This is a genomic window from Streptomyces sp. NPDC005963, assembly GCF_040638655.1.
Taxonomy (GTDB): Bacteria; Actinomycetota; Actinomycetes; order Streptomycetales; family Streptomycetaceae; genus Streptomyces.
On record NZ_JBEXVD010000054.1, the window covers coordinates 1 to 13,237 of the forward strand.

Below are 13,237 nucleotides of genomic sequence, written 5' to 3' on the forward strand. Positions count from 1 at the left end.
CGAGCCGACGTGCTGTTCGCAATGCTCCGCGACGGCACCTTCTACGACCCCCAACCCACCCCCACAGGTTGACGAAACCCATAGGGGCACCCCCCGATCTCATCGAGAATTTCGGCTACCTGCGCCGCGCCATGATGCAACTGCGCACCAAGGAGGGCCAACCCTCCCTCAGCGAAATCCGAGGCGATTCTTTGTCAACATCTGTTCGGAGGGCCACGCCGAGACCGCGCGGACACCCCCTGGTCGGTGGTGGTTCACGCGGGACGAGTACGGCCGGTTTGGCGTGCCTGACGAGCCGACTGCGGCGCCGGGGCGGGACGCTCGTCGTTAAGCGGTTCTCAGCGGGGGTTCGAAGTGCGGACGGGGCGTTGACAGGGAGAGGGGCATCGGGAAAGGTCTGGAGACATGCAGCCACCGGGTGACCTGCGGGTCCGTCTTGTGGAGCGCCGCCACGTCGACCTGGTCCGTGTCGCGAGCGCCATCTGTCGCTGCGTCTGACGCGCCCCACAGTGCCCTGAGGCTTCGTCGGCCTTCCGGTCGATCCAGCGCGTTCCGGTTCGTCTCTCCCCGTACCTCGGTATCCCTTGTTGTGGTTCCCCGTCTCCGTGCGGTGTCACGCATCTCGCGGAGCTCGCACTCCTGCCCTGGAGCACCCCTGTGACCTCCTTCGACCCTTCTCTGTCGCGGCGTGCCTTCGGCGGTACCGCCGCCGGGGCCGTGGCGGCCCTCGGGCTGTCCGCCGCGGACGCTGCTGCCGACAGTGCCGGAAGCCTCCCCGCCGAGCGCCCGTTCCGCGCCGCCCGCGCGCCCGGTCGGGGTACGCGTCGACCCAACGTGCTGTTCATCCTGGCCGACGACCTGGGCTGGGCCGATCTGTCCTCCTACGGAGCTCCGGAGATCCGCACCCCGCACTTGGATCGGCTCGCCCGACAAGGCGTGCGGTTCACCGATGCGTACAGCGGCTCCGCAACCTGCTCGCCGACCCGGTTCAGCCTCTACACCGGCCGTTACCCGGGCCGTACGAAGGGCGGGCTCGCCGAACCGATCGCGGATCGGTCGGTGGGTCTCGATCCCACCCATCCCACCCTCGCCTCGCTGCTGCGTGGAGCCGGATACCAAACCGCACTGATCGGCAAGTGGCACTGCGGCTACCTGCCCGACTACAGTCCCACGCGCTCCGGTTGGGGGGAGTTCTTCGGCAACTTCGGCGGGGCGTTGGAGTACTACTCCAAGCTGGGCTCCGGCGGTGAGTACGACCTCTTCGAAGGCGACGCCGAGTACCGTGACCTGCGCTACTACACCCGCATTCTGACCGAACGGGCCGTCGAGTACGTGAGCCGCGACCATGGGCGAACCCCCTGGCTCCTCAACCTCAACTTCACCACCCCGCACTGGCCATGGATCGCCGACGGCGACGAGGAGACCAGTGCCGAGATCGTCCGCCGGATCAAGGCAGGCGACCGACGAGCACTGTGGCACCAGGACGGGGGCTCGCTCGCGAAGTACCGGCAGATGGTCGAGGACCTCGACCGCTCCGTCGGGAAGGTGCTCGCCGCGCTGAAGCGGTCCGGACAGGAGGAGGACACCCTGGTGTTCTTCGCCAGCGACAACGGCGGCGAACGCTTCTCGTACAACTGGCCACTCAGCGGCAACAAGGGGTCGCTCCAGGACGGCGGCATCAGGGTGCCATCGATTCTGCGCTGGCCCGCGCGGATCGAGGGCGGGCAGGTCAGCCGGGTCCCGGTGTACACCCCCGACTGGACGGCGACCCTGCTGGACGTGGGCGGGGCGCGGCCCCATCCGGCATACCCCCTCGACGGCGTCAGCCTCGTGGGCTATCTGCTGCACGGTGCCGAGGTGCCCCCGCGCGACCTCTTCTGGCGGGTCCGGGGGGAGCGGGCGCTGCGGCGGGGCGAGTGGAAGTACTACCGGGGGAAGGACGGCAGGGACCGCCTCTACCGCCTGTCGGAGGACATTCGCGAGCAGGCCGACAAGTCTTCCGTACGGCCCGAGCTGCTGACGGAGTTGAGAACCGCGTGGGAGCGGATCGACGGGGATCTGCTGCCGTACCCCTCGTGAGGAGGGGCCTCGGCGCGATGCGCCCCGGCCCTCACCGCTTTCGTCGCACGGTGAGGGCCGGGCCGGTGACAAGGGATCCGGGTGAGGTCGTCTTCTGGGGAACGTTGATTGATGCGTGTCGCAGTGCGGGGTGGTGGAAGGGGGCCGCAACGGGCTGCTGAAGTAGGACGGCCGCCGCGAGCCGGGACAACGCGACATCCCCGCGGAATGCGCAGCCCGCCGATCGGGCCGCCCCACCACAACGTCTCGGCAGTCACGACGGGCGTCCGCCAGCAGTCGACGGCGGGGGAGTCCGACCCTGGTTCTCAAGAGGTTGCGCTACCAGGTATCTTGCATTGCATGGAAGCTGGTGATTCGACTAAGCAGGCTCGGGCAGCCACCCAATTGCGCAAGGGTGTCCTGGAGTACTGCGTGCTCGCCTTGATGCGGGACCGCCCCCGCTACGGCGTGGAACTCCTCCATGCGCTGGAGGACTCCGGTGCCCTGGCGACCAGCAGGGGCACGGTCTATCCGCTGCTCTCCCGGCTCCGGCGCGACGACCTGGTCACCACCACCTGGCAGGAGTCCGCCTCCGGCCCGCCCCGTCGCTACTACGCGCTGACCGACAGCGGCCGAGCAGCGCTCGACGAGTTCACCCGCGTCTGGCCCGGGTTCCGCCATGCCGTCGACGTTTTCCTGACCACCCCGCACCCCTCCACCGGAGACCCCGTATGAAGACCTCTGCCAACCTTGCGCAGGACTACCTCTCCGCCGTCGAGCGCGAGGCATCCGCACTCCCCGCCGACCGTCGCCAGGAACTCCTCGCCGACCTCGCCGAACACATCGAGGTGACACGAGCCGAACGCCCCGACGCTGCGATCAGCGACATCCTCACGGAGCTGGGTGACCCCCGCACGATCGCCGAGACGGCGCTGTCCGAAGCCGGCAGCACGACAGCCGGAGCCTGGGCACCACGCGGCATCGGTGCGCCCGCCCGCCGCGGCAAGGTGCACCCCCTGGTCCCACTCCTGATGCTCACCCTGCCGTTCCTCGTCGCAGCGATCCTGCCCCAGGCCCCCGCCGCACAATTCTTCAGCACCGTATTCCGCATCATCGGTGCGGTACTGCTCTGCACCTCGGTGCACTGGACCGCCGTCCAGAAGGCGACGGGCGTTCTGCTCACCGCCGTCCTGCCGACGGTTGCCATCAGCATCTGGATCCTGTCCAGCAGCGCCCCCTCCGGTGGCACTCCAGCCCACCTGGCGAACCTGGCCACGATCGCCCTGCTGACTGGCACGGCAACATGGCTCTGGCGGATCCGCCGCGCCTGAGACGTGCGGAATTCGGGGCTGCTCTTCTCTGGCGTACCAAGGGGTGTCGGGGCGTGGCGGGCGGATCTCCCCCGGGGCCTTCTTCAGACGGGATCGATCGAACTCGCGCCTTTCGTGGTCGCTCGAATCCCGTCAGGTCCCATGGTGATTGCTGACAGGGTTCGACGATAGATACGGTCTGGTCCTCGGTCGGAAGGTGCCCTTCGGTGGCGAACCTTGACGAGGCTGGGATCGAGGACCCGGTTGTCTTCGAGGAGGCCCGGGTACCTCCAGTCGCCGCCACCCGTTCCAGCACCTGATGCTCCGTGACCTGCTGACGTACGCAACGGCCAGGCGACACCGTGCACACCTTGGAGATGTTCCGCCCCGGACACAAGACGAGCGTTGCCCATCGGGCCGCCGAAGAACTCCTGCCGACCGGCGGAACGGTCGCCGTGCTGGTGCTGTCCCTCGCGTTGCGGTCTCGGGTGAAAGGCCCGAGTCGGGCCGTGGCCAGTCCGGACGAGCGGGCCCGCGTACGTGGCTACCAGCAGCGCATCCGTGAACTCGTCCACGAAACTGGTCTGCCCCGCAAGTCTCCTCGGGAGCAGACCAGTTCTGTCCGCTCACCGGAGTAGGATCTGGAAACGGGTTCAATTGCCCTGGTTCGGGTGTCGCCAGACACACTGAACCATGCCGCAGGACCGTAGATGATGCCCGGCTGTTGGCCCGGCTCCAGGCGTCCGTTCGTCTCCTTTCCGTAGATCGCGAGAGTTCGGTTGTCACCGATGACGTAGAGGTACTCGGGGTCTTCACCGTCCTGGTACCTGAAGTCCTCGTTCTGGCTTCCGTCTCCAGATGTGGCTACTACAGATATGGACACACACCGTATCGTCGAGGTCGGACCGCCATATGAGCTTTCGCCCGCCGAGTGAAGGTCGGCAATCGGGCCGCCAGGCGCGGCCCATCTTCATTCGCTCACCGAATCGTCAGCACCAGCACCAGCACCAGCACCAGCGCCACGACACTGCTGGGCTGCTCCGGATCACAACCATCTCACTGCCACGTGGAAGGGACACCTTCCGGACGACCCCATCAGAACACCCCACCGAAAGGGAAACCGTCCCACATAGGCCACCCTCAACCCCACCGACCGCCAACCTCGCTGCCTCACCGAGAATCCTCACCAACCTGGCGAGGTAACTGACATATTGTCAAATGCCTACTCCGAAGATCGCCCGGAGGAATTTTTTGCCGGTGCCCTCTCTTCTCGGTGTAGTAGTGAAAAGCGCTGCGCGATACTCTCCCCATGGATTTGCACGAGCAGGCGCAATCCGCCGAGCGGACTGGTGAATGGGGTACAGCCATCTCGCTGGTGAGCGCTCGTGCCGCGTGCTCCTCCACAGACTTCTCCGCCCACGACAATCACCTGTGGCACATGGGTCTGCTTGTTCGCGCAGAGCGGTTCGGTCAACTCGCCAAACCGGCGCTCACAGACGTCCACTCCGGCCCGCCTAAGCCTGTGGATCTATGCCGCGTCCGGGCGAAGTGTCTGCAAAGAAGAGGCCCTTGGGGTTGCTGCCGCACCCTGGAGTCTGGCGTCACCTGATGGAGGGGGCGCGCCGAGTTGCTCCAGCAGTCCCTGGGTGTCCCAGTTGAGCCAGGCTTCGGCGATCTTCGCGTCCCTGAACCTCAGGGTGACCTGGCCAGACACTTCGAAGCTCCTGCCACTCGGGGGAAACCCCTGGTACTCGCCGATGTGGCGGCCTCGCACGGTGAACCGCGCACCCACCAGGCCGCCTTCGGCCACCATGCTGTGGGCTGTGTGCCTGAGTTCGAAAGCAGCGATCAGTTCGCGGTAGATCTGGGCGGCTTCGTCCAGCCCCACCGTCTCCTGCGGCATGGCCGGATCGTGCTCACGGTAGTCGGCGGTGCACAAATGGGCGTAGGCATACTCGCGATTGTGGTCTTCCGTTTCCTCCAGGAAGTGACGTGCCACGGCCTTGTTTCGAAGTTCCATACCGTACTCCTCCTGGGCCTCGCCGTACGAACCGCCAGAACCGATACCGTGGATCGGTCCGCCCCGAGCCGGTCTGTGACGAGTGGAGCTCCGTGGTAGGGACCGCTCACGTAGTCCACGCGCTCAGTTCGGCTCTCCCCAAAGTGGGGCAGCGCCCTGCTCTTCCACAATCACTCGATCAGGTATCTCTGCCCCGGCCATCGCCGCCCTGTACACAGGAATTCGGATGCTTCTGCCCTTCCTGGTGGACCATTGACAGAATGATCCAGTACCGGTGGCTTTCCGTCAGCAGGAACTAGAACCATGTGGTTTCTCGGTCTCAGGCCACAACGGCTCCACCCTACTGTCGGTGATCTATCCAAAGCTGAGCACGCCACGTTCCACGGCGGACGTTTTCTGTCGAGGCTCGGTGCAAGTACGGCTGAGCGTCTGCTCTGCTCCCAGGATGCTGACGCGGAGTCTTGCGAATTCGCCAACCGCCCCTCCCGACCAGTTTCGGTGATGCGGTCTACGAAATTGTGGCGGGTATCGCCAAGCCGGGCCTGCTGGGTGGGGTCGGACCTCAGAAGTGAGAAGTGGATGCAGGCTTTTTGGACTACGGGCTTCTTCGGATTCCGCTCCGCGCTAGTGAGGTAGCTGGCCGGCTGACGGCTGGCGTACGCGTGGCCCGCCGGTGTGCGGGATCTGTATGTAGCCTTCGGCCGACATGGGCAGTGCGTCGATGCAGGCCGTTGAACAGGCGTTGACCAGCAACGGCAGGACGTCAGCGCCCGACGTTCGCAGGGAGATCCAGACCTGTCGGAGGTCCACATCCTGGATGCCTTGGCTGCAGACGCTGCACGTGCGTATTGCCGTGGCACCCCATACACCAGGGTCGAGGTCTTCGAGGTCAACACTTTGGAGGTCGGCCGACGCGCCCGTCAGTGGCGGGAAGGGGGGCCGACGCTTGTAGTTGCCGTAGACAGCACGCGTGCTCACCGTACTGCGCCGCAGGTCGAGACACCGGGTGATCTCGTACGGGAACCAGTGCAAACGGTAGGAGGTGTACGGGGTGAACTCCTCAAGGCTCTTCATCGCGCCGATCTCCGGCGGGATACGCACCAGGTTGCTGCCGTACAGCACAAGGTGTTTCACCGAGGTGAGTTTGGTGATGGTTGGCGGGAGCGTGATGACCTGGCGCCGCTGTTCCGCTGTGAGCTCCACCAGCGGCTTGAAGACTTCCCGTCCGTCGGCTGCCGCCTCCTCAACCAGTTCGAGAAGGCGAATCCATCCTGGTGCGGTGGTGTCCTGACGTTCTGGATGGAAGCCGGTTGGTAGCTGCTTCCTGGTGCCGTGTTCGATACACCTGCAGAGATCGCGAGGCGAACTCTGGCCGCTGGGCCCGGTGGCGTTGGCCCAGCGGTTCGGGAACACCTGGGGATTCACTTCCTCACTCATCGGCTCACAGTAGCGTCACAGCTGGGGAGGCATGAGCCCGAGTTGGAGCATCGTGCTTGTCTGAGCTCTTGGGCAAGTCATCCTGCTGCCGCTGTCTGGGCGTCAGTCGGTTTTCGTCGGACAGGCTTGGTGAAGCGCGGAGCCGGAACTCACGATCGTCCGAGTGCCGAGGCTGACTGCACTACGGCTGGAAAAGCGTGGTTCGAGTTGGGCCAGTTAGTCTCCGGCGCCGGAGAGACTGACGTGGGGTCTTTGGACCTCGTCGAGCCACTCGTTCCGTTCGGATCGGCGATGTGGGTGACTAGGCTGTTGTGGAGCTCTCGAACCGGCCGCGGTGGGCTGGTTCGGGTCGGAGAGCGGCTGGCTTTGTCTGAACGAGGGTTAGGCACGGGGGGGCGGGTGTCAATCAGTGCTCGTGAGCGTCATGGTGGACGTGGTGTCGAGGAGCCCCGAATCAACTGGTGATGCGCCTTGTGGGCCTTGGGTGGGCGTGCGGGGGCGGGTTTCGTGCCGGCGATAGTGACAGTTCGGGATGGTCTGGGTTGAGGTTCATATGTGATGCGGCCTTATGGTGTGTGGCCAACGGGTGAGGGTTGCTTGGGCGGGCTTTGCGGGGCAATGGCTGGCTGCGAGTCCTCCGCAGGGGGACTTGCCAGGACTCCAGTGGGGCTTCCGTATCGTGGAGGGCCCGGTGCACCATCCACGAGGAATCCGACCGTTCTCGTACGCGTCGGCCGATCCCATCAGGGGCCGAAGCACCCCGCCGCCGGATTCCCGCGAGCTCGCGGTTGAGCGGTGCGCAACGGCAAGACGGGGAACTGAGGCTCTGTTGTACCGCAGGAGCGCTCCGGGCTGCACTGGTACTCCTCGTTCTCGGCTGCCGCATGGGGCTCCTACGCGTGCAGCACGTCAAAAGAGGCGAAGCCAACCGGGTGTACGTATCGCTTCAGCGCCGCCGTCAAGGATCGGCGCCGGGCGCGGCTTGGCGCACCCCGATCTGGTCGAGAGGCTGACCGACTCCACCTGGCTGTCGGATTTTGGGTGTGGGTGTGTTGAGATGGCGGTGTGCCGTCTACGGGGTATGTGGCGCCAGGTAGATGGAGGTGAACACGGCGACCTTGGCGCGTGGGGCCTTGGGATGGAAGGGTTTGTTGATGTAGTCGACGGCACCGGCCGCGTTCCCGCGGGTGGTGTGTGTGGACGGCACCACGCCCGTGTCAGCGGTGATCACGAGCTGGACACGGTCCCGTAGGCGCCGAGTTTGTACAGTAGCGGCGTCACATGGGCCTTGACGGTGGTGCGGCCGATGAGCGGCTCGGCCGCGGTCTCGTTGTTGGACTGGCGGTGCTCGAAGCGTGGCAGTGCCTCGTGTTCCGGCCCGGTGGTGCCGTCGAGTTGGTGCGGTGGGGCAGTGACCGTGGGACGGTCCAAATAGGTTTTCGATCAGGCGGCGGGTGACGCTTGGTGTGGTGAGGGCGTCGCCGGGCCACGACGCGGGTTGCGGTGAGGATGTCGTCCAGCGCTATGTCCTTTGGCCAGGAACTCGCTGGCCCCGGGCCCAGAGTGCGACGTCGGCGTTGTCGTTGTCGAAGGGGGAGCGTGAGCCCTGCCGGCCAGGCCCCTGGCAAGTGCTGTTACTGGCCCTGGACCAGTACAGCAGCATCGACGTCACCGCCGCCCCGACACCATCGGGACCGTACTACTTTCCGGCCCACTTCCCGCTCGTGGCAATCGACTTCAGCTGCTGCACGGTCAACGCGGGTGTCTGTCGTGTGGCCTTTGAGTTTTGAGACCCGGAGTTGAACGCGGACACCACAACCCGGAGGCCATCCTTACGGATGGTGTCGGCGGTCCACATCACCACGCCCGCGCCGCCCTTCTCGCCCGGGCCCTGACGTGTCACGACCTTGGTCCCATCCGGCAGCACTTCCGCCCCGGCCCCGAACAGTTCCTCTTCCACGTCCGACATCGTCGGCTGCACGTTGATCTGCACCAGGCTCGCGCCCTTGCCGTCATTCACGACGACGTACGCGTGTCCGTCGTCACCGCGCCCGGAGACGACCTTCGCGGACACGGGCAGCAGCAACTTGAGCTTTCTCAATATCGCCTGGCCGTTCTGCCCCTGCGCCGGCGGTTGCGGTACCGGCTCCGAGGCTGCCTTTTCCAGGGCGTTCATCACGGGCCGCCACGTGTCCGAGGTGACGAGTCCTTTCAACTGTCCAACAGTGAGCGGGGGCTCGGCCCGTGACACGGCAGCACCTTTCTGCGCGGGCGCGTTCCACTCGCTTGCATCGACCGTGTATCCGTCGGAGGTCACGAGATAGGCGTGCCACCATTTGGTGTTCACGCGCCTGTCAGGGTATTCGTACCCGCGCAACACCAATAGGCGCGAACCGTTGGCAAGCGTCTCATTGCGGCAGGAGTCGTACGGCACGAAGGTCTTGTCGGGGCATTCGAGCTGTTGTTTCGCCATCGTGCCGGCCGGGTCGATGGCGCCGATGCTCACGCTGATCGCGCCTTTGCCCTTGCCATCGTCGAAGACGAGGTGCGCCGATGGCCCGGACCGGTCGGACGTACCGCGCCCTGCCCGCCCGCTGATCTTCCCCTCCGGCAGCAGCTCCTCCAACCTCTTGATCACCTGCTGCGCCGAGAGCTGCGGCCCTTGGCCGGGCGACGACTTTGTCGAAGGGCCCATCTTCTGCACCTCCTGCTGCGCGCCCACGCCAGCCCCGCCGTGCTCCGCCCCGCCGCCGAATGTCCCTGTGGTGTATGACGCTCCGAACCCCACGACTGCGAGCGCCGTGACACTGCCGGTCACGGCCGCGGCCCGCCTGCGCCGCAACCCCCGCCGCCCGCGTACGACGCCGCCATCGACCAGCGGGCGCCCCTCGGCGGAGAAGACCTCCCCAGTGCGGCGTAGCGCGTTACCGAGTCCGTCTTCGAACGAGTCCAGGTCCTCCTGCGTTCCAGACATGCCAAACCACCCTTCTTCTCGTCATAGTCAGTTGAACTGATCAGTGCGCGGCGAACTCTGCAATAGTGCCGCCCAGTTGAGCTCTCAGCCGGGCGAGTGCACGGGTGCTGCGGGTGCGTACGGCTGCGGAGCTGACGTTGAGGACGTCCGCAGTCTCAGTGACGGACCGGTCCTCCCAGTACCGCAGTACGACCACCGCCCGGTCCTTCGGCGGCAGTGTCCGTAACGCGTCCAGGAGCATGAGCCGCAGCGAGGCGTCACCCTGCGCGACCGTCTCCGAGACCTCGGGAATCTCGTCGCTCGGCCGCTCTCCCGACGAACGCCGTCGCTGGTGCGTCAGAAAGACGCGCACAAGAACGGTCTGCGCGTACGCCGCCGGATTGCCGAGCTTCGACGGCCTGCCCCACACCACATACATTCGCCCCAGCGTCTCCTGCACCAGATCCTCGGCAAGATGAGTATCGCCGCTGGTCAACAAGCATGCCGAACGAAAGAGATGCCCCATGCGGGCTGCCGCGAACTCCCGGAAGGCGCTCTCCTGAGACCGTCTCATCCCCCGCCCTCCCTCTAGCCTCGTCGCCTACACCCTTTAGATGCGGCGGGGACGGCGTGATGTTTCACCCGAGTTGCTTTCTCTCTCCGTGAGCTCATCCGCGAGTGGCTTCCGCAGCCCCCGACCACCGAGGTGCCGGTCTGCCCCAGCGCTCAGGCCGCGTTCGAGACCTGCAGAGTCCTCACGGCCCCGCCTGCAACATCGCCCGCCCCGCACACTGCGCACACTGTGGCGGGAGCGGCGAGGCCCGCCCGCTATGGGCTGCTGAAGGCGGGTAACCCCAAGGCGGGCCTGGGCAGCCACCGAGCGGTGGTTATACAGCGGCAACTGGTCAACAGGTGAAGACGAAAAGCAAGGGAGGTAGGGGAAAGCAAAAGCAATACAGAGGAGGCGACCACCAACGGGACAGCGGCTTCCGTCCTCGGAGGCAGCGAAGATCAACGCTGCGACGATGTGAGAGAGCAAGAGGCGATCGATTCCATCACCAGCGTGATCGAACTGCGTAGGGGACGTAACTTCGCTGGCAGCGAACGGAGTTGAATAAAGGGCAGATCTGGCGGTTGAGTGTGCGGGATATCTCGCCGATGCGACCACGCCGACGGTGGCCACCACCGCCGCGCACCGACATCTCAATTTCCCCACCACCCTGACCTCATTGGGAACCGGCCTGGCCCGCGCCTCGTACTGGACAGCCGACCGCCCCGTGACCCTGTCCCGGCCCTGGCTGAGACGGCGCGGGCTTGAGCCCTGGGTGTCGGGGCATCGGCACGCACCACTGAACCCGCCCGGTGCCGGGTGCGCATACGGGAGGGCATGGAGAGCGCGCCCGTCGTTGTGTACCGGCCGTCGCCGTCGGGCGGCTGACGGGTGAGCGTTCACCGGCATGGCCAGAACGAGCTCCTGGGGAGCGTTCTCCGATCGCGACCTGAAGGTTTTCCTGGAAGCGGCGGGCATCACCAACCCGGAGATGCACCTGGACGATTCGACTTGGGCGGAGTGGCGCCGCACCGGTGCGGCGCCACTGGACCACCGCTTGACACCACCCCGCCCCGCACGACCCACGAGTCTGCTCCCGCCTTACGGGCGTAGGCCCGGGCAACGGCCGGGTGGCGGGTTGGTACACGTACCCCTAGGACGCGTTACGGGTCCGGTGGCAGGCTGTTGAAGGCTCGGGCCTGGGAGGTTGTGGAGGGTTGCGACGGCACGGTGACACAGGTGATGTACCGCCTGGCGGCCGGGGGTGTACTACCGCATCCAGGGCCGGCGGTCCGGGCTGTCCACGACCGAGTGCGAGAAGCGGTGACCCGAGAAGGCTCCGTTGCACGCGCCGTCACGGTTTCGACCGCGCCTCGTTGCAGTGGGAGGGTGAGGTCCTCGCCCCTGCCGAACTCCGACGCCTAGTACTCCAGTCAGAAATCGTTGCCTGAGCTGGTTCTTCTTCGGTAGTGGCAGCGGCGGGCTATGGCTTGGTGTCGTCTGCGCCAAAGGGACCAGTTCAGGGCATGTGCAACGGGTCCGAGGCGGGGTGTGGGGCGGGGCAGGAGAACGTTCAGGAGTCGGCGGACTTCTGCCACGGTGAAGCGGATGGTGCTGGTGGGGTCGTTTCTGCGGCCCCCCTTTCGGTAGTTTGGACTGCGACGGCGGCCAGGAACGCGTGGGCGAGCATGGCCAGGGTGATGTGCCGGTACCAGCCTGGATAGCGGCGGACTTCGTACTGGTCGAGGCCGCATTCGTTCTTCGCTGCCTGGAAGGCTTCCTCGATCGCCCAGCGCGCCCCGGCGATCCGGACTAGTTCGGCGACGAGGGTACCGTTCGGTGCATAGGCGAGGTAGTAGGCGATCTCATCCGGCCGGGCCGGGCTGCGGCGGGCCAGCACCCACCGCTGATGAGTGGGCCGGTCACCGTCGAAGACATCGATCACCGGGAGACGGGCGGCTGCCCAGTCGTAAGTACGCGGGCCTTTGGCACCGTCGCCGCAGGAACGTCGTTCCCACGCCTCGTCGGGAGCGTCGGCGATGGCCTGGTCGATACGGCCGAAGGGAGCATGCAGTTGTGGGACTTCGGCACGGCCAGGACGTAGCCGACACTGGCTTCCTCCAGGGTGCGGCGCATGCGCCATTCCTGTCCGTAGGCGCAGTCGCCCGTCACCCAGGCGATCGGGAGAGGCGAAGCAAGAGCCCGCAGGATCATCGCGCGGGCTAGTTCCCCCTTGGTCGCGAAGCCACGACTGTCAGGGACTTTCGCCGCCCGGCACCGGTCCGCCTCCGCGGTCCAGGACTTGGGCAGGTAGAGCTCCCGGTCCGCCAGAGCCCTTCCCCTTGAGGAGGCATACGCGACGAAGACCCCGATCTGGCAGTTCTCGGTGCGGCCGGCCGTGCCCGAGTATTGCCGCTGCACGCCGGCAGAGGTTGTGCCCTTCTTCAGGAAGCCGGTGTCGTCGACGACCAGAACCCCGTCCGGGGTGCCGAGCCGCTCGGCAACGTACTGCTGCAGGTCGTCCCTGACCGCGTCAGCGTCCCAGGAGGCACCATTCAGTAGATGCTGGAAGCCGGCCGGTCCGCGGTGACCCGCGTACTCGGCCAACTGCCAGCCGTTCTTCCGTTCCACCGGAGCCAGCAGACCACGCACGTAGTCCCGCATCCGCCACCGCAGATCCACGCGCGAGAACCGGCCCGCCACACGGGCGAAAGCCGACTCCAACTCCCCAGCCCATAGCCCCGCTTCGTCCATCCCCACCATGCCCGGGACAACGAGGCCGACCAGCTCAGGCAACGATTTCTGACTGGAGTACTAGGCAGTGTCTGATGGCTCTTTGATGAGGTCGCGTAGCCAGATCACGATGGCTGCTGTGGCCAGGGTGCCGTTGAAGATGTAGTCGCGTTTGT

General features: G+C 66.0%; 10 protein-coding genes and 2 pseudogenes. 5 read left to right on the forward strand and 7 right to left on the reverse strand.

The genetic code is table 11. The features are described 5' to 3' along the window. Nucleotides 1-405 precede the first annotated feature (405 nt). From ABZ348_RS34075 to ABZ348_RS34095, 5 genes are all read left to right on the forward strand, one after another. Nucleotides 406-498: a putative leader peptide gene (locus tag ABZ348_RS34075; protein ID WP_358939801.1), complete on the forward strand. Its 93-nt coding sequence runs from the start codon at nucleotides 406-408 to the stop codon at nucleotides 496-498. 159 nt (nucleotides 499-657) lie between these two features. Next, on the forward strand, nucleotides 658-2,079 hold the full coding sequence (locus tag ABZ348_RS34080; RefSeq protein WP_358939803.1) for a sulfatase-like hydrolase/transferase: 1,422 nt from the start codon (nucleotides 658-660) through the stop codon (nucleotides 2,077-2,079). A gap of 339 nt (nucleotides 2,080-2,418) precedes the next feature. Then, a complete protein-coding gene (locus ABZ348_RS34085) occupies nucleotides 2,419-2,793 on the forward strand; it encodes a PadR family transcriptional regulator (RefSeq protein ID WP_358939805.1) in 375 nt (124 codons plus the stop codon). Then, nucleotides 2,790-3,389, forward strand: a complete 600-nt coding sequence (locus ABZ348_RS34090) for a hypothetical protein (RefSeq protein ID WP_358939807.1) — start codon at nucleotides 2,790-2,792, stop codon at nucleotides 3,387-3,389. The genes ABZ348_RS34085 and ABZ348_RS34090 overlap by 4 nt, the downstream gene beginning before the upstream one ends. A gap of 350 nt (nucleotides 3,390-3,739) precedes the next feature. Beyond that, nucleotides 3,740-4,006 (forward strand): hypothetical protein, encoded by a 267-nt coding sequence (locus ABZ348_RS34095; protein WP_358939809.1) that lies wholly within the window; start codon nucleotides 3,740-3,742, stop codon nucleotides 4,004-4,006. A gap of 890 nt (nucleotides 4,007-4,896) precedes the next feature. On the opposite strand, the gene ABZ348_RS34100 is transcribed toward ABZ348_RS34095, so the two are convergent. From ABZ348_RS34100 to ABZ348_RS34130, 7 genes and pseudogenes are all read right to left on the reverse strand, one after another. Then, nucleotides 4,897-5,388, reverse strand: coding sequence for an ester cyclase (locus ABZ348_RS34100; RefSeq protein ID WP_358939810.1), 492 nt, complete (start codon nucleotides 5,386-5,388; stop codon nucleotides 4,897-4,899). Nucleotides 5,389-6,012: 624 nt separating this feature from the next. Beyond that, complete coding sequence (locus ABZ348_RS34105; RefSeq protein ID WP_358939812.1) at nucleotides 6,013-6,825, reverse strand: leucine-rich repeat domain-containing protein; 813 nt, start codon at nucleotides 6,823-6,825, stop codon at nucleotides 6,013-6,015. A gap of 1,072 nt (nucleotides 6,826-7,897) precedes the next feature. Continuing rightward, nucleotides 7,898-8,026, reverse strand: a pseudogene (locus tag ABZ348_RS34110) (response regulator); the annotation flags it as partial. A gap of 26 nt (nucleotides 8,027-8,052) precedes the next feature. After that, on the reverse strand, nucleotides 8,053-8,256 hold the full coding sequence (locus ABZ348_RS34115; RefSeq protein ID WP_358939814.1) for a hypothetical protein: 204 nt from the start codon (nucleotides 8,254-8,256) through the stop codon (nucleotides 8,053-8,055). 268 nt (nucleotides 8,257-8,524) lie between these two features. Continuing rightward, nucleotides 8,525-9,799, reverse strand: coding sequence for a hypothetical protein (locus tag ABZ348_RS34120; RefSeq protein WP_358939816.1), 1,275 nt, complete (start codon nucleotides 9,797-9,799; stop codon nucleotides 8,525-8,527). 40 nt (nucleotides 9,800-9,839) lie between these two features. Next, entirely contained in the window at nucleotides 9,840-10,352 is a 513-nt protein-coding gene (locus ABZ348_RS34125) for a SigE family RNA polymerase sigma factor (RefSeq protein WP_358939818.1), read from the reverse strand. A 1,549-nt stretch (nucleotides 10,353-11,901) separates the two neighbouring features. After that, nucleotides 11,902-13,082, reverse strand: a pseudogene (locus ABZ348_RS34130) (IS701 family transposase). Nucleotides 13,083-13,237: the final 155 nt, after the last annotated feature.